Raw genomic sequence first — 16,783 nt, forward strand, 5'->3', positions numbered from 1 at the left:
GGGACACCCTTCCCCAACGAGGGGCGCTTATCTGGAAGGATAGCAGCAATGACTATTGCACAACCGGCGACGCGGCCGGCCAATCCGCGTTTTTCTTCTGGCCCTTGTGCCAAATATCCCGCCTTTGATTTGAATAAACTGGCCGACGCGCCATTGGGCCGCTCGCACCGTGCCGCCATCGGCAAGGACAGGTTGCGTTCGGCGATCGAGGAAACCCGATCCATTCTCGGGATTCCGGACGATTACCGGGTTGGCATCGTGCCGGCCTCGGATACCGGGGCGTTCGAGATGGCGATGTGGAACCTTCTGGGCGAGCGCAAGGTCGAGATGCTGGCCTGGGAAAGCTTCGGCGCGGGCTGGGTCACGGATGTCGTCAAGCAATTGAAGCTCGACGCCAAGGTCACGACCGCCGATTATGGGCGAATTGTCGATCTGGCCGGGGTCGATTGGGACCGTGACGTTTGTTTCACGTGGAACGGCACGACCTCGGGTGTTCGGGTCCCCGATGGTGACGTGATCCCGGCGGCTCGGGCCGGGCTGACCCTGTGCGACGCGACCAGCGCCGCCTTCGCGATGGAACTGCCGTGGGACAAGCTCGATGTGACCACGTTCAGCTGGCAGAAGGTGCTGGGCGGCGAAGCGGCGCATGGAATGCTGATCCTGTCACCGCGCGCGGTCGAGCGCTTGGAAAGCTATACGCCCCCTTGGCCGCTGCCCAAGATCTTTCGTTTGACCAAGGAGGGTAAGCTGATCGAAGGTGTCTTCGAGGGCATGACAATCAACACGCCGTCGATGTTATGCGTCGAGGATTACCTGCAGGCGCTTGCTTGGGCGCGTTCGGTCGGCGGGCAGGCGGGGCTGGTCGCGCGGACCAATGCCAGTGCGCGCGCGATCTGGGACTTTTGCGAGACCCGCGACTGGATCGCCAATCTGGCCGAAGATGTCGCGACCCGCTCGACCACCAGTGTTTGCCTGAAATTCACCGACAACCGGATCAAGGACGATGCGGGTTTTGCCAAAGCGGTGGCGAAGCGACTCGAGTCTGAGGGCGTAGGGCTGGATATGGGCGCCTATCGCGACGCCCCGCCGGGCTTGCGGATCTGGTGCGGCAGCACGGTGGAAACCTCGGATGTTCAGGCGCTGTTGCCCTGGATCGAATGGGCGTTCGAGCAAGAGATCGCGGCGCAATCGATCTCCGCCTGAGGCGCTGGCGTCAGCCGAAACCATTGGGCGGGGTCGATCCCGCCATTTCCCGCCATTCAAAGGACCACATATATGGCTCCCAAAGTTATCATTTCCGATAAGCTGTCGGAGGCCGCTGTCCAGATCTTCCGCGATCACGGCATCGACGTCGATTTCCAGCCCGACCTTGGTAAGGACAAGGAAAAACTGGCCCAAGTGATCGGCGACTATGACGGCCTTGCCATCCGCAGCGCCACCAAGGTGACCGAAAAGATCCTGCGCAACGCCACCCGGCTCAAGGTGATCGGTCGCGCGGGAATCGGCACCGACAACATCGACAAGGAAGCGGCCAGCAAACGCGGCGTGATCGTGATGAACACGCCCTTTGGCAACATGAACACCACCGCCGAGCACGCCATCGCGCTGATGTTTGCCGTTGCGCGTCAAATCCCCGAGGCCAGCGCTTCGACCCATGCGGGCAAATGGGAAAAATCGCGCTTCATGGGCGTGGAACTGACCGGCAAAACGCTGGGCGTGATCGGTGCGGGGAATATTGGCGGCATCGTTTGTGACCGCGCGCTGGGGCTGAAGATGAAGGTGATCGCCTATGACCCGTTCCTTGCAAAGGACAAGGCCAACCGGATCGGGGTCGAGAAGGTCGAACTGGACGCGTTGCTGGAACGGTCCGATTTCATCACCCTGCATGTGCCGCTGACCGACCAGACCCGCAACATCCTGTCCGCTGAAAACCTCGCACGGACGAAACGGGGTGTGCGCATCATCAACTGCGCCCGTGGCGGTCTGGTGGATGAGGAAGCGCTGGCCGAATTGCTGAAATCCGGCCATATCGCCGGCGCGGGATTCGACGTGTTCGCCGAGGAACCGGCAGTTGAAAACCCGTTGTTCGGCTTGCCCAATGTGGTCTGCACTCCGCATCTGGGCGCCGCTACATCCGAAGCACAGGAAAACGTTGCACTGCAGGTGGCTGAGCAGATGTCGGATTACCTGTTGACCGGGGCAGTGACCAACGCGCTGAACATGCCGTCGCTGACCGCTGAGGAGGCCGAGGTGATCCGGCCTTGGGTCAAATTGGCCGGGCATCTGGGCGCGTTCATCGGCCAGATGACGGATGAACCGATCAAGGCGATCAATATCCTGTATGACGGCACCGTGTCCGAAATGAATGAAGGTGCGCTAAACTGTGCGGCAATTGCCGGCATCATGAAACGGGTCAACCCCGAGGTGAACCTTGTTTCTGCGCCGTTTTTTGCCAAGGAGCGCGGCATTCGCATCAGCACCACCACACAGGATAAATCCGGTGCGTTTGACGGCTATATCAAGCTGCGGGTCGTGACGGACAAGCGCGAACGTTCGATTGCCGGAACCGTGTTCAGCGATGGCAAGCCGCGCTTTATCCAGATCAAGGGTATCAACATCGACGCCGAGATCGGCGAGCATATGCTTTACACCACGAATGAGGACACGCCGGGCATCATTGGCACGTTGGGCAATACGATGGGCAAAAACGGCGTCAACATCGCCAACTTCACCCTTGGCCGCGCCGACCGGGGCGGCGAGGCGATTGCGCTGCTTTACGTCGATGAGCCGGTGCCCGAGCCGGTGCTGCAAAAACTGGAGGCAACCGGCATGTTTCGGCAGGTCAAACCACTGCAATTCGACATTGCCTGACGAATATCGCACTGTCCTAATCCAGAACGGTGATTGGTACTTTTGAGGAGGAAACCGATGTCCGGTGCTCCGATCTATGTCATTGGCGATATTCATGGTCACGCTGACAAGCTTGACCATGCGCTTGACCTGATCGCGCGCGATGGCGGGGCAGAGGCCGAAATTGTCTTTCTGGGCGATCTGGTGGATCGCGGCCCCGATAGTTGCGGCGTGATCGACCGGCTGGTGCAGGGGCAGGCCGAAGGCCGTGACTGGCATGTGCTGCGGGGGAACCACGATGATTTGTTCGCGCGCTACCTGAGAAACGGTGCCGTCCATGACGATAATGTCGCATCGGGGCTGGGCTGGCTGCACTCGCGGATTGGTGGACGCCCCACTTTGGCATCCTATGGTGTCGAATATGCAGGCGGTGGCTCGGCGGCGGAGCTGCTTCCAGTTGCGCGTGCAGCGGTGCCATCAGCGCATCGGGCGTTTTTGGATGAGTTGCCGCTTTACCATCAGCGCGGCGCCCTGCTTTTTGTCCATGCCGGCATCCGCCCTGAGGTCCCGCTTGCCGAACAAAGCCGCGACGATCTGTTGTGGATCCGCGATCCGTTTCTGAATCACGTCGCCCCGCATTCGTGGCTGGTGGTGCACGGTCACACCGCGCTTGACGCGCCGCGCCATTACAGCAACCGGCTCAATATGGACGGCGGTGCAGGATATGGGCGCGCGCTGGTGCCTGCGGTGATCGAGGGTCGGGACGTTTGGGCGCTGACGGTTGCCGGGCGGATGGCTCTGAAGCCCTAGACAATATGTCAGCGGGGCAGGTTTGCGCTTTGCAGTTTGCCCCCTTGCCATTGCGGCGCGCTTCTGTGTGAATATCTTATGTATGCGCTTTCAGGGTGCAACACAGAGGAGATCCATCATGAGCGATATCGTCATTCTCGGTGGTGCCCGCACCGCGATCGGTGCTTTTGGTGGCGCGCTGGCTGCCGTTCCGCCCATCGATCTTGCGGCAACCGCAACCAAAGCTGCACTCCAGCACGCAAATGTCGAGGGCGGGCAGATCGACCATGTGGTGTTCGGCCATGTCATCAATACCGAACCGCGTGATATGTATCTGTCCCGCGTGGCGGCGATACAGGCGGGCATTCCCGACAGCACACCGGCAATGAACGTCAATCGACTGTGCGGGTCGGGCGCGCAGGCGATTGTCTCGGCAGTGCAGGCTTTGATGCTTGGCGATGCGGAATTCGCCATTGCTGGTGGGGCGGAGAACATGTCGCGTAGCCCGTTTATAACCCCTTCGGCGCGTTGGGGGCAGAAAATGGGCGACATCCGCGCGCTTGACATGATGCTGGGCGCTCTGAATTGCCCCTTCGGCACCGGCCATATGGGGGTAACCGCCGAAAATATCGCGCAGGAACATGGCATAGACCGCGCTGCGCAGGACGCGTTCGCGCTGACCAGCCAGCAGCGCGCCGCTGCGGCGATCGCCGAAGGACGATTCGAAAGCCAGATCGTAGCGGTCGAGATGAATCAGCGCCGCGCGACGATTGATTTCACGGTGGACGAACACCCCAAACAGACATCGCTGGAAGCTCTGGCCAATCTGCGCCCGGCATTTCAGCACGACGGCAGCGTGACGGCGGGAAATGCCAGCGGCATCAATGACGGCGCGGCTGCGCTGGTGTTGGCAACGGCAGAAGCGGCGCAAAAGGCCGGATTGATCCCCAAGGCGCGGGTGCTTGGCTATGCTCATGCCGGTGTGCGGCCGGAGGTCATGGGGCTTGGCCCGATGCCGGCGGTGCGTAACTTGTTGGAGCGCACCGGACTAACGGCGGCAGAATTCGACGTGATCGAAAGCAACGAGGCTTTTGCCGCGCAGGCGCTGGCGGTGAACAAGGAGCTGGGTTTGGACCCGGCCCGAGTGAACCCCAATGGCGGCGCGATTGCGCTTGGTCATCCGGTGGGTGCGACCGGGGCGATCCTGACGGTAAAGGCACTTTACGAACTTGAGCGGATCAGCGGCAAAAAGGCGTTGATCACGATGTGTATCGGTGGCGGCCAAGGGATCGCGCTGGCCATCGAGCGGCTCTGAGCGGGGATCCTGAGGGGGCTATTCGCGTCCGATTGCTGCGCAAACCCGGCAGAGGTTGCCGCTCAGGTCAGCAGGGCCAGCGCGAAACCTGCTGCGGCGCCCATCGTGGTGGCAATCAGCGCGGTCAATAAGACCAGGCGCTTGTCGACATTGCGGGCGGGCGGGTGTTGCGCTTCGGCCTGCCGGATCAGGGCTGCTTCGACCAGACCGGGGAGACGCGGCCCATAGCGCGCAAGAACGCGGCCGGTTTTGGCCAGATCGCCCAATATCGCGCGCGGGCCGATGGATTTCTTGATGTAATCCTCGACCACCGGGTGGGCAACCTGCCAGATATTGATGTGCGGATTGAGCGAACGGGCGACCCCTTCGACCACAACCATGGTGCGTTGCAGCAAGATCAATTCGGTACGTGTCTCCATGCCGAACCGTTCGGTTACCTCGAACAGATAGCTGAGCAGGCGACCCATGGAGATTCGTGTGGCGTCCATGCCGAAAATCGGCTCGCCCACCGCGCGCAGGGCACGGGCGAATTCATCGACGTCGCGGTCGGCGGGGACATAGCCCGCCTCGAAATGCACTTCGGCCACGCGTTTATAATCGCGCCGGATGAAGCCATAGAGGATCTCGGCATAGACCCGGCGGGTATATTCGTCGATCTGGCCCATGATCCCGAAATCATAGGCGATGATGTCCCCGTTCGGGGCGACCTTGAGGTTGCCTTGGTGCATGTCGGCATGGAAATAGCCATCGCGCAGGGCGTGCAACAGGAACAGGCGAAGCACCCGCTCGGACAGGTCCACCCGGTCATGGCCGGCGGCGTCGATGGCGTCATTGTCGCCCAGCGGCGCGCCATCGGCCCAGCCAAGCGTCATGACCCGGCGTGCCGACAAGCCCCAGACGATATCCGGCACGACAAATTTCGGGTCATCCTTGGTATTGGCCGCAAATTCCGAGGCGGCAGAACTCTCCAGTCGCAGGTCCAATTCGCCGCGCACCACGCCGTCGAAATGTTTTATCACATCCATCGGGCGCAGGCGGCGCGCGCCCGGTGCGAACAGATCAACGATCCGCGCGGCAAAGTAGAAAGCGTCGATATCCTTGCGGAACGCTTTTTCGATGCCGGGGCGCAGCACCTTGACCGCCACCTCTTTGCCGGTTTCGGCGGTGCGCGCCTTGTGCACCTGCGCAATCGAGGCAGCGGCGATGGGTTCGCTGAATTCGGAAAACATTTCGGGCAGCGGCTGGCCCAGTTCCTTTTCCACTTCGGCGCGCGCGACGTCGAGCGGAAAGGGCGGCAGCTTGTCTTGCAGCACGCGCAATTGCACTGCCAATTCATCGCCAACGACGTCGGGTCGTGTCGAAAGCACCTGACCGAATTTGATATAGGCCGGCCCCAGTGCGGTGATGGCGCGGGTGGCAGGCGGCATGGCCGGATCGCCTTTGTACCCCAGCCACATGAACGGTTTCCCCAGCGCATGGGCGAGAATCCGCAGCGGTTTGGGCGCATCGAAGGCATCGAGCACCACGTTCATCGCGCCGGTGCGTTCCAGTGTGGCGCCGGTGCGGATCAGCCGCCATATATTGTGAGGTCCGCGCATGTCAGAGCTTCCAGCCAGAATGTAGCGCGGCGATCCCGAGGCTGAGATTGCGATAGGACGCATTTTCGAACCCCGCCGCGCGGATCATAGAGAGAAATGTTTCCTGATCGGGAAAGTTGCGGATCGATTCGACCAGATACTGATAACTGTCCCGATCATTGGCGATCAGTTGGCCCATGCGGGGGATCACGTTAAAGCTGTAGAGATCATAGGCCTTCTGCATCAGCGGATTGGGCAATTGCGAGAACTCGAGCACCATTAGCCGTCCGCCGGGGCGCAGCACGCGAAAGGCTTCGGCCAGTGCATCCTGCGGGCGGGTGACGTTACGAAGGCCAAAGCTGATTGTGTAGACATCAAAGCTATGATCCGCAAAGGGCAGGGCCATCGCATCGCCAACAACCCAGTCAAGGCTGTCGGCCATCTGCGCCGCCTCTGCCCGTTTGCGCCCCGCCAGCAGCATCGGTTCAGTCAGGTCGAGAACGGTGGCATGGCCAGATCCGGCGCGTTTCAGGAAGCGAAACGCGATGTCGCCGGTGCCGCCCGCAACATCCAACTGCTTTTGGCCGGGTCGGGGCGCCAGCCAATCCATCATCGCGTCTTTCCACAACCGGTGGATGCCGACGCTCATCACGTCGTTCATAACGTCATATCGCGACGCGACCGAATTGAATACGCCCTGCACGCGCCCGGCCTTTTCGTTTTCGGGAACGGTCTGATAGCCAAAGTGAGTTGTCTTGTCGCTGTCGCCTGCCATGGGGTTCCTGTCGCCTAGCGGATTTGCCCCTGTTATAGGGTGCTGGCGGCTGCGCACAATGCGCCCGCTTTGCCACAGGAGCGCACAATGCCCGAATTACCCGAGGTCGAGACGGTTCGCCGCGGTCTGGCGCCGGTGATGGAAGGCGAGATGATTGCGCGCGCCGAGGTCAATCGGCCGGATCTGCGCTGGCCCTTTCCGCCGGACATGGCGGGACGTATGACCGGGCAGCGTGTCGAACGGCTGCGGCGGCGGTCGAAATATATTCTGGCCGATCTGTCTAATCGCGAGACATTGTTGATTCATCTCGGCATGTCGGGGCGCATGACGGTATCAGGCGACCCCATGGGGCGCTTTCAGCGCGACCATCCGACGGTGAAGAAACACGATCATGTCGTCCTGCACATGGGCAACGGCGCACGCGTGACCTTTAATGACCCGCGCCGCTTTGGTGCGATGGACCTGATCGCGTCCGATACGGCTGATACGCACCGGCTGCTGGCGGCGCTGGGGCCCGAGCCACTGGGCAACGCGTTCAATGAGGAACATCTGGTTGCGGCTTTGCGTGGGCGGATGACGCCGGTCAAATCCGCGCTGCTGGATCAGCGCATCGTGGCAGGGCTTGGCAATATATATGTCTGCGAGGTTCTGTTTCGGGCCGGGATTTCGCCGCGGCGCAAAGCCGGACGAATCGCTGCCCGGCGGGTTGCTGCGATGGTGCCCATCATTCGTCAGGTTCTAAACGAGGCGATCGCGGCCGGAGGGTCGAGCCTGCGGGATTTTCGTCAGGCCGATGGCGAGTTGGGGTATTTTCAGCATTCTTTCGATGTTTACGGACGCGAGGGGCAGGCCTGTCGGCACGATGGTTGCGATGGTATCATCACCCGGCTGGTGCAGTCGGGACGATCGTCCTTCTACTGTCCGCGCTGCCAAAGATAGTTTGAACCACTTGCCCCAGATGGTAAGTCAGTAACTTTGAATGCAACAATCGAAAGCAGTTTCCATGGCCTTTGAAACGATCAACGTCGAAGTCGATGATCACGTTGCGCTGATCAAGCTGGATCGACCGGATGCGATGAATGCGTTGAGCCAACAACTGGTGGGCGAGTTGCTTCAGGCGCTCGAAGAGGCGGACGCCAATGAAAAAGTGCGTTGCATTGTTCTGGCCGGATCGGACAAGGCCTTTGCAGCTGGGGCGGATATCAAGGAGATGGCCAAGCTCGGGTTCGTCGATGTGTTCAACGCGAACCTGTTTGCGCAGGTCAATGATCGGATTGCGGCGATTCGTAAGCCGATCATCGCAGCAGTCGCCGGTTACGCGCTGGGCGGGGGGTGCGAACTGGCGATGGCCTGCGACTTCATTATTGCTGCGGATACGGCGAAGTTCGGACAGCCCGAAATCAACCTCGGGGTGATCGCTGGAATCGGCGGCACCCAGCGTCTGGCCCGATTCGTCGGCAAGTCAAAAGCAATGGATATGAACCTGACCGGCCGGCTCATGCCGGCGGAAGAGGCCGAGCGCTCGGGGTTGGTCAGCCGCGTGGTTCCCGCCAAAAAGCTGATGGAAGAGGCGATGGGTGCAGCCCAGAAGATCGCCGAAAAATCGCAGATCAGCGTTTTGGCTGCCAAGGAAGCGGTGAACCGCAGCTATGAAACCACGTTGTCCGAGGGATTGCGGTTCGAGCGCAGCCTTTTTCACTCCATGTTCGCAACCGAAGACCAGAAAGAGGGCATGAGCGCCTTTCTCGAAAAGCGACAGGCGCAGTTCCGCGACAAGTAAACCGCTGCCTTGCGATGGCGCATCAACTGGTTTCCGCTGCGGCCCTGTGTGAAGTTTGCCGAGGCATATGAAGTCGCGACGACGGGTCGATTTTGAGGTTTGCAAACCGGCCCGAAGCCGATTATAGGCGCTGCCATACATGCGCGTGTGGCCCGCTTAGGCAAGAACTGACCCGTTAAGCCCTTTCAGGGTTGGGATCGCATTGCGCAATCATATGCAACGAACCCACGGAAAGGTCATTCACAATGGCAAACACACTGCAATCCAAGAAGCGCGCCCGTCAGAACGAGGCGCGTTTTGCCGTAAACAAAGCACGTCGCGCGCGTATCCGCACATTCTTGCGCAAGGTCGAAGAAGCGATTGCTTCGGGTGACAAGGAAGCTGCAACAGCAGCGCTGCGCGCCGCCCAGCCCGAATTGATGCGCGGCGTCAGCCGGGGCGTCTTCCACCGTAACACTGCCGCGCGAAAAATATCGCGTCTGTCGGCCCGTGTGAAGGCGCTGGGCTGAATCCTTTATTGCGCAGCCATGAAGGCGAGAAAATCAAGAGACGCTGCCCGATGGGGCTGCGTCTTTTTTGTTTAGGTGATTAAAAAGCCACCAATCCAGAGGGCCCAGAGATTCTTTGTCCCTAAAGCATGAGTCAACGGCATAGTTTCATTGCCGCCTGATGGCGGAAGTTGCTAGGACATATCTAGCGATTCACTCGCCTGGGGGGACAGGCTGCCGGCGCGAATTCCTGATCGGACTCAGGAGTGATTGCAGGCGAAAACTGCGCGATCCGGTGCTGCGCCGGGTCATGTGGTCTGCGGTCTTGCTGGACGTTTCTTCCGGTAGACAGCCCTGTCAATACATGAGTGCGGAACGGTCGCGTGGCGCGCGACGGGTCGGCTGCAATCTTGCAAGCCGTCTGGCCACGAGAACGGCCGATGAGCACGTCCTGATGGGACGCCGCGAACCTCTTTGGTGCGCGGGCATGTAACCTGTGCCGTGAATCTCGCCGGGTTTTCTCGGGGCGAAAATATCGTGGGGACAAGCCGAAACTTTCGGCAAACGGATGCTAGAGGCGCTGCATGACAAAAGAAAAATGGGGTCAACTCAGAGAGAACCTGCTCAAGACGGTGGGTAAGAACAATTTCAAGACATGGATCGAGCCGCTGGAGTTTGCGGAAGTGCAGGATGGTGTTGCACTGTTCAATGTCCCCACGAATTTCATGGGCAATTACGTCAGTCAGAATTTTACTGACCAAATCCTGCATGAGCTGAACGCCAATGGCCAACCTGTGCAGCGCCTGTCATTTCAGGTTCTGGCCAATGCGCCGACACAGCCCGCTGCCAATGCGGTTGCAGAACCAAAAGCTCCGCCTGCGGCCTCGGGCGAAGCTTCGGGCGATGCAATTCAAACAGCACCGCTGGAGGCGCGTTTCACTTTTGACAGTTTCGTGGTCGGTAAGCCCAACGAGTTGGCCCACGCCGCCGCGCGCAGGGTAGCTGAGGGGGGGCCGGTAACGTTCAACCCGCTGGTACTCTATGGCGGTGTCGGTCTGGGGAAGACGCACCTAATGCACGCCATCGCTTGGGAGTTGCGGGCGCGTCAGCCGGACCTGAATGTGCTTTATCTGTCTGCCGAACAGTTCATGTATCGGTTCGTTCAGGCACTGCGCGAACGCAAGATGATGGATTTCAAGCATTTGTTCCGCTCGGTCGATGTGCTGATGGTCGATGACGTTCAGTTCATCGCCGGCAAGGATTCCACGCAGGAAGAGTTCTTTCACACATTCAACGCTTTGGTGGATCAGAATAAGCAGATCATCATTTCTGCAGATCGCGCGCCGGGCGAGATCAAGGAACTGGAGGATCGGGTGCGCTCGCGCTTGCAATGCGGGCTGGTCGTCGATCTGCACCCAACGGATTACGAATTGCGCCTCGGTATTTTGCAATCCAAGGTCCAGCAACATCGTGACACCTATCCCGGACTGGAAATCGCGCCCGGAGTGCTGGAGTTTCTAGCCCAACGGATTTCGACCAATGTGCGCGTGCTTGAGGGGGCACTGACACGTCTATTCGCCTTTGCCTCTCTAGTGGGGCGCGAAATTGACATGGAACTGACGCAAGATTGTTTGGCCGATGTGCTGCGGGCGTCCGAGCGCAAAATCACTGTCGAAGAAATTCAGCGCCGCGTGTCGGATTACTACAACATCCGTCTCAGCGATATGATCGGACCCAAGCGCGTGCGCTCTTTCGCGAGACCTCGGCAGGTGGCGATGTATCTGGCCAAGCAATTGACCAGCCGGTCGCTGCCCGAAATCGGTCGCCGTTTTGGCGGGCGCGATCACACCACGGTGATGCACGGGGTGCGCCGGATTGAAGAACTGAAGCAGACCGACGGGCAGATGGCCGACGATGTTGAGATGCTCCGACGCGCATTGGAAGCTTAAGGCGACGCGATGCGCGAATGCCATAGGGTCGGGCAAGTTCCCCCTAGCCCCTTGACGGGCAGGCCGTTCGCACCGAGAAATCCATAAAAACCTTGTGTCAGGTGGGCAAACCGCTAGGTTGCCCTTCCCGGCGCTTTGCCGGATCCGGAGGAAGAGATGAAGATCAGCATCGAGCGCAGCACGCTGCTCAAGGCCGTATCACAGGCGCAATCTGTCGTGGAACGGCGCAACACCATCCCGATTCTGGCCAATGTTCTGATCGAGGCCGACGGCAACGAAGTGCAGTTTCGGGCCACGGATTTGGATATTGAGGTGCTGGACAAATCACCGGCACAGGTCGAACGGGCCGGAGCGACCACAGTCGCCGCAACCACATTGCACGAGATTGTGCGCAAGCTGCCCGATGGGGCGCTGGTGGTGCTGACAGCAGATGAAGCCGCAGGTCGCTTGACCGTCGAGGCGGGGCGGTCCAACTTTACGCTGGCTACATTGCCGAAAGAGGATTTCCCGGTGATGGCGTCGTCGGAATACGAAACCAGCTTTACGGCCAAGGCGGCGGTGTTGCGGCGTTTGTTCGACAAGTCGAAATTCGCCATCTCGACCGAGGAAACCAGATATTATCTGAATGGCGTCTATATGCACATCTCAGAAAGCGATGGCGGCAATGTCTTGCGCTGCGTCGCGACCGATGGCCATCGGCTGGCGCGAATCGATGCGGATCTGCCCGAGGGTGCCGCTGGGATGCCCGGCGTGATTGTCCCGCGCAAAACCGTGGGCGAGCTGCGCAAGCTGCTGGAAGATGATGAAATGGATATTGCCGTGTCGGTCTCCGAGACCAAGGTCCGCTTTGCCACGCCCAATATCACCCTGACCTCCAAAGTGATCGACGGCACCTTTCCCGATTACTCGCGGGTCATTCCGCAAGGCAATAATCGCCGCCTGGAAGTTGATGCGGCGGAGTTTGCGCAGGCTGTGGACCGGGTGGCGACGGTCTCGTCGGAACGATCCCGAGCGGTCAAGTTGCAACTGGGTGAGGATCGGCTGATCCTGTCCGTCAACGCCCCCGATAGCGGAGCTGCCGAGGAAGAACTGGCGGTGGCCTATGGGGACGAGCCGCTTGAGATCGGGTTCAATGCGAAATATCTGCTGGAGATCGCAACACAGGTGGATCGCGAAAATGCGGTGTTCCTGTTCAACTCATCCGGCGACCCGACGCTGATGCGCGAAGGCAATGATACCAGCGCGGTCTATGTCGTGATGCCGATGCGGGTTTGAATCGCGCGTCCCGCGCGATGCCTCCGGCGGTGGTTTTTCAGACCAGAAAGAAGCCGCAGGCATGTCGCTGGCCCTGACTGAATTGAGCCTGTCACATTTCCGCTCGCACAAGGCTGCGCGGCTGGCTCTGGATCATCGGCCGGTTGCGATTCACGGACTTAACGGTGCCGGCAAGACCAATATTCTTGAGGCCGTGTCGCTGTTTTCGCCGGGGCGTGGCTTGCGCCGGGCGGGGGCGGGAGAAATGGCCCGTCGGCCCGAGCTGTTAGGGTGGAAAGTACAGGGTACTGTGGTGGGGCCAGCGGGGTCGCAGCATGTCGAAACCTGGTCCGAGGCTGGGGCCGCGCGGCAGGTCAGGATCAATGACAAAGCCGCACCACAGATAGCGCTGGGCCAGATCGCACCGATTATCTGGCTGGTTCCGGCGATGGATCGGCTGTGGATTGAAGGCGCTGATGGGCGGCGGCGGTTTCTGGACCGCATGACGATGAGTTTTATCCCCGACCACGCCGAAGCCGCGCTGACCTATGAGAAGGCGATGCGCGAACGGAACCGGCTGCTGAAGGATCAGGTCAGCGATCCGGGGTGGTATGGTGCGCTGGAGGCGCAGATGGCCGAGGCGGGGCAAGTGTTGCATAGTAACCGGCTGGCAACGCTTGCTCACCTAACGATGGCGCAGGCGCAGGCAGAGACCGCCTTTCCGGTCGCTGAGCTGGAGCTTGTCACCGGCGAGGGCGATTGGGGGGAGGATTTACGCCGGGCACTGGCGCAAGGCCGATCCCGCGATATGGTCGCCGGGCGCACGCTGGTGGGTCCGCATCGCTCGGATCTGTCGGCCCGCTATGCGGCCAAGGGCGTGGCCGCGCGCGATTGTTCAACCGGCGAGCAGAAGGCGCTTTTGGTGTCGCTGATCCTGGCGAATGCGCGAGCGCTGAGCGGGCTGATCGGCGTGCCGCCAATTTTGCTGCTGGATGAGGTGGCCGCCCATTTGGATACGATGCGCCGCGCGGCGCTTTATGATGAAATCTGCGCGCTTGGCGTCCAGGCTTGGATGACCGGGACCGAGCGGAGCGTGTTCGCCGATCTGGGGTCGCGGGCGCAATTCGTGACCGTCGCAGAGCACGAGGGCGCATCAACGGTAGTGCAGGGCTGATGCCGCGCGCAGTGGTCGGCTCAGACCACGCAAAATATGGGGTATCGGCGTGACAATCCCCCCAACGCATCGTATAGAGAGACGAAATCGACAAGGGATTTTCGGATGTCCGAGGAAGCACATGTGCCGGAAGAGTACGGCGCAGATTCTATCAGAGTTCTCAGGGGGCTGGACGCTGTCCGCAAGCGCCCTGGCATGTATATTGGCGACACTGACGACGGGTCGGGTCTGCACCATATGGTCTATGAGGTCGTCGATAACGGGATCGATGAAGTCTTGGCCGGTCATGCCGATGCGGTGACGGTCCGGATCCATCCCGATTCCAGTATTTCGGTGATTGATAACGGCCGTGGAATCCCGGTTGGCATCCACGAGGATGAGGGCGTGTCCGCCGCCGAAGTCATCATGACGCAACTGCACGCCGGCGGCAAATTTGACCAGAACAGTTACAAAGTGTCTGGCGGCTTGCATGGCGTGGGCGTTTCGGTGGTGAATGCGCTGTCGGATTGGCTGGAATTGCGTATCTGGCGTGATGGCAAAGAACATTACGTCCGGTTCGAAAGGGGCGAGACCGTCGAGCCATTGCGCGAGGTCGGTGACGCCGATGGGCAGACCGGAACCGAAGTGCGGTTTCTGGCCTCAACCGAGACATTCTCGAATCTGGACTATGACTTTAACACGCTGGAAAAGCGTCTGCGTGAACTGGCGTTTTTGAATTCCGGGGTGCGTATCATCCTGAACGACGAACGCCCCGCCGAAGCCTTGCACACCGAGCTGTTCTATGACGGTGGCGTCAAGGAATTCGTGAAATATATTGACCGCTCGAAGGCTCCGATGTTGGAGCAGCCCATCTATATTGTCGGCGAACGTGACAGCATCGGGGTCGAGGTGGCGATGTGGTGGAACGATACCTATCACGAAACCGTCTTGCCTTTTACCAACAACATCCCGCAGCGTGATGGCGGATCGCATCTGGCGGGCTTTCGCGGTGCCCTGACCCGCACGATCAACAATTATGCGCAGTCCAGCGGGATCGCGAAACGGGAAAAGATCACCTTCTCTGGCGACGATGCCCGCGAAGGGCTGACCTGTGTGCTGTCGGTGAAGGTGCCGGATCCTAAATTCTCCAGCCAGACCAAGGATAAGCTGGTGTCCTCCGAAGTACGCCCGGTGATCGAAGGATTGGTCGGCGAGAAATTGGCTGAATGGTTCGAAGAGAACCCCAATGAAGCCAAGCAGGTTGTCGGCAAGATTGTCGAGGCCGCTTTGGCACGCGAAGCCGCGCGCAAGGCCCGCGATCTGACCCGGCGCAAGACCGCGATGGATGTGAACTTTCTGGCCGGAAAGCTGAAAGACTGCTCTGAAAAAGACCCCGCCAAGACCGAATTATTCCTGGTCGAGGGCGACAGTGCCGGTGGCAGTGCCCAGACTGGGCGTGACCGCGGGACACAGGCGATCCTGCCGCTTAAAGGCAAGATCCTGAACGTCGAACGGGCGCGGTTTGATCGGATGCTGTCCAGTCAGGAAATCGGCAATCTTGTCATGGCACTGGGCACCGGAATCGGACGCGACGAATTCGACATTTCCAAACTGCGCTACCACAAGGTCGTTATCATGACCGACGCTGACGTGGACGGCGCGCATATTCGCACGCTTTTGCTGACGTTCTTTTATCGGCAGATGCCGGAGTTGATCGAAGGCGGGTATCTCTATATCGCGCAACCGCCGCTTTATAAGGTGTCACGCGGCCGGTCCGAGGTCTATCTTAAGGACCAGGCCGAGATGGACGATTATCTGATCGAACAGGGGACTGAAGGGGCGGTGTTGCGCCTTGGCTCTGGCGAAGATGTTACCGGTCAGGATCTCATCCGCATCGTCAATGAGGCGCGGCAATTGCGTCGGGTTCTGGACGCCTTCCCGACTTATTATCCGCATCACATTCTGGAACAGACCGCGATTGCCGGTGGTTTCGTCCCCGGTGCAATCGACGCCGACCTGCAGGGCGTTGCCGACAAGGTTGCAACCCGACTCGATCTGATCGCGGCTGAATATGAGCGCGGCTGGAAAGGCCGGATCACGCAGGATCACGGTATCCGTCTGGCCCGCATTCTGCGCGGTGTGGAAGAGGTGCGCACGCTGGACGGTCCGATGTTGCGCTCGGGCGAGGCGCGCAAGACCGGCAGTTTTACCCAAAGTCTGCAGGATATCTATGGTACGCCGGCGACTTTGCACCGCAAGGATCGACATCAGACGATTTACGGGCCGCTGGATCTGTTGGCTGCAATTCTTGAAGAGGGTGAAAAAGGGCTGTCGGTGCAGCGCTATAAGGGTTTGGGTGAAATGAACCCAGACCAACTGTGGGAAACCACGCTGGACCCCGACGCGCGCACCCTGTTGCAGGTCAAAGTCAACGATGTGGCCGAGGCCGATGATCTTTTCACTAAGTTGATGGGCGATGTGGTCGAACCGCGTCGCGACTTCATCCAGCAAAATGCGCTGAACGTCGCGAATTTGGACTTCTGACATTTTGTAGGGAAGCACATAAAGTTGCGCAGCGCGCATAAAGTTGCGCGTCGTCGGAGGGCGATTAAAAATTAAAATTATTATTATTCAGAGGCTTATGCTCTCTTTTTCTAAAGCAGGGTAATTGGGAGCATTAGCGAGGATCATTCAGTTCTCATCAGCACGGAGTGTCTCTTCAGTTCATCAAATTAGCACTGAGTGGCCAATGCCCATGAAGGCACCCAGTTGGCAACGTAAACTTACGCTAAGAGTGTAATCTGTTGTATTTAAAGCGATATTCGCGGACGCTCTTTCGCCAGTATAGCGGCC

13 protein-coding genes are annotated in these 16,783 nt (G+C 59.7%); 11 read left to right on the forward strand and 2 right to left on the reverse strand.

What is annotated here, in order from left to right:
• Positions 1-48 precede the first annotated feature (48 nt).
• The 4 genes from JAO82_RS12560 to JAO82_RS12575 all read left to right on the forward strand — a co-directional run bounded on the left by JAO82_RS12560 (position 49) and on the right by JAO82_RS12575 (position 4,954).
• Positions 49-1,203, forward strand: coding sequence for a phosphoserine transaminase (locus tag JAO82_RS12560; RefSeq protein ID WP_198686736.1), 1,155 nt, complete (start codon positions 49-51; stop codon positions 1,201-1,203).
• 72 nt (positions 1,204-1,275) lie between these two features.
• Positions 1,276-2,871: a phosphoglycerate dehydrogenase gene (serA, locus tag JAO82_RS12565; RefSeq protein ID WP_198686737.1), complete on the forward strand. Its 1,596-nt coding sequence runs from the start codon at positions 1,276-1,278 to the stop codon at positions 2,869-2,871.
• Between the two features lie 57 nt (positions 2,872-2,928).
• A complete protein-coding gene (locus tag JAO82_RS12570) occupies positions 2,929-3,660 on the forward strand; it encodes a metallophosphoesterase (RefSeq protein WP_198686738.1) in 732 nt (243 codons plus the stop codon).
• 118 nt (positions 3,661-3,778) lie between these two features.
• Complete coding sequence (locus tag JAO82_RS12575) at positions 3,779-4,954, forward strand: acetyl-CoA C-acyltransferase family protein (RefSeq protein ID WP_198686739.1); 1,176 nt, start codon at positions 3,779-3,781, stop codon at positions 4,952-4,954.
• A gap of 62 nt (positions 4,955-5,016) precedes the next feature.
• Here the strand turns inward: JAO82_RS12575 and ubiB are convergent, their stop codons facing one another.
• Both ubiB and ubiE read right to left on the reverse strand, forming a co-directional pair.
• Complete coding sequence (gene ubiB, locus JAO82_RS12580; RefSeq protein WP_198686740.1) at positions 5,017-6,552, reverse strand: 2-polyprenylphenol 6-hydroxylase; 1,536 nt, start codon at positions 6,550-6,552, stop codon at positions 5,017-5,019.
• Position 6,553: 1 nt separating this feature from the next.
• Positions 6,554-7,306 (reverse strand): bifunctional demethylmenaquinone methyltransferase/2-methoxy-6-polyprenyl-1,4-benzoquinol methylase UbiE, encoded by a 753-nt coding sequence (gene ubiE / locus JAO82_RS12585; RefSeq protein ID WP_198686741.1) that lies wholly within the window; start codon positions 7,304-7,306, stop codon positions 6,554-6,556.
• An 87-nt stretch (positions 7,307-7,393) separates the two neighbouring features.
• Between ubiE and mutM the strand changes: the two genes are divergently transcribed.
• From mutM to gyrB, 7 genes are all read left to right on the forward strand, one after another.
• Positions 7,394-8,245 carry a bifunctional DNA-formamidopyrimidine glycosylase/DNA-(apurinic or apyrimidinic site) lyase gene (mutM, locus tag JAO82_RS12590; protein ID WP_198686742.1) on the forward strand — a complete coding sequence of 284 codons (852 nt, stop codon included), beginning with the start codon at positions 7,394-7,396 and terminating at the stop codon, positions 8,243-8,245.
• A gap of 64 nt (positions 8,246-8,309) precedes the next feature.
• Positions 8,310-9,086 (forward strand): enoyl-CoA hydratase, encoded by a 777-nt coding sequence (locus tag JAO82_RS12595; RefSeq protein ID WP_198686763.1) that lies wholly within the window; start codon positions 8,310-8,312, stop codon positions 9,084-9,086.
• Between the two features lie 245 nt (positions 9,087-9,331).
• On the forward strand, positions 9,332-9,595 hold the full coding sequence (gene rpsT, locus JAO82_RS12600; RefSeq protein ID WP_198686743.1) for a 30S ribosomal protein S20: 264 nt from the start codon (positions 9,332-9,334) through the stop codon (positions 9,593-9,595).
• A gap of 563 nt (positions 9,596-10,158) precedes the next feature.
• Entirely contained in the window at positions 10,159-11,523 is a 1,365-nt protein-coding gene (gene dnaA, locus JAO82_RS12605) for a chromosomal replication initiator protein DnaA (protein WP_198686744.1), read from the forward strand.
• Positions 11,524-11,679: 156 nt separating this feature from the next.
• Positions 11,680-12,798, forward strand: coding sequence for a DNA polymerase III subunit beta (gene dnaN, locus JAO82_RS12610; RefSeq protein ID WP_198686745.1), 1,119 nt, complete (start codon positions 11,680-11,682; stop codon positions 12,796-12,798).
• A 61-nt stretch (positions 12,799-12,859) separates the two neighbouring features.
• Positions 12,860-13,951, forward strand: a complete 1,092-nt coding sequence (recF, locus tag JAO82_RS12615; RefSeq protein WP_198686746.1) for a DNA replication/repair protein RecF — start codon at positions 12,860-12,862, stop codon at positions 13,949-13,951.
• Between the two features lie 105 nt (positions 13,952-14,056).
• Positions 14,057-16,474: a DNA topoisomerase (ATP-hydrolyzing) subunit B gene (gene gyrB, locus JAO82_RS12620; RefSeq protein WP_198686747.1), complete on the forward strand. Its 2,418-nt coding sequence runs from the start codon at positions 14,057-14,059 to the stop codon at positions 16,472-16,474.
• Positions 16,475-16,783: the final 309 nt, after the last annotated feature.

The organism is Pontibaca salina, from assembly GCF_016307205.1.
Lineage (GTDB): Bacteria > Pseudomonadota > Alphaproteobacteria > Rhodobacterales > Rhodobacteraceae > Pontibaca > Pontibaca salina.

Coding starts and splice junctions, on each gene's coding strand:
- JAO82_RS12560 (WP_198686736.1), top strand. CDS start 49: ATGACTATTGCACAACCGGCGACGCGGCCGGCCAATCCGCGTTTTTCT.
- serA (WP_198686737.1), top strand. CDS start 1,276: ATGGCTCCCAAAGTTATCATTTCCGATAAGCTGTCGGAGGCCGCTGTC.
- JAO82_RS12570 (WP_198686738.1), top strand. CDS start 2,929: ATGTCCGGTGCTCCGATCTATGTCATTGGCGATATTCATGGTCACGCT.
- JAO82_RS12575 (WP_198686739.1), top strand. CDS start 3,779: ATGAGCGATATCGTCATTCTCGGTGGTGCCCGCACCGCGATCGGTGCT.
- ubiB (WP_198686740.1), bottom strand. CDS start 6,552: ATGCGCGGACCTCACAATATATGGCGGCTGATCCGCACCGGCGCCACA.
- ubiE (WP_198686741.1), bottom strand. CDS start 7,306: ATGGCAGGCGACAGCGACAAGACAACTCACTTTGGCTATCAGACCGTT.
- mutM (WP_198686742.1), top strand. CDS start 7,394: ATGCCCGAATTACCCGAGGTCGAGACGGTTCGCCGCGGTCTGGCGCCG.
- JAO82_RS12595 (WP_198686763.1), top strand. CDS start 8,310: ATGGCCTTTGAAACGATCAACGTCGAAGTCGATGATCACGTTGCGCTG.
- rpsT (WP_198686743.1), top strand. CDS start 9,332: ATGGCAAACACACTGCAATCCAAGAAGCGCGCCCGTCAGAACGAGGCG.
- dnaA (WP_198686744.1), top strand. CDS start 10,159: ATGACAAAAGAAAAATGGGGTCAACTCAGAGAGAACCTGCTCAAGACG.
- dnaN (WP_198686745.1), top strand. CDS start 11,680: ATGAAGATCAGCATCGAGCGCAGCACGCTGCTCAAGGCCGTATCACAG.
- recF (WP_198686746.1), top strand. CDS start 12,860: ATGTCGCTGGCCCTGACTGAATTGAGCCTGTCACATTTCCGCTCGCAC.
- gyrB (WP_198686747.1), top strand. CDS start 14,057: ATGTCCGAGGAAGCACATGTGCCGGAAGAGTACGGCGCAGATTCTATC.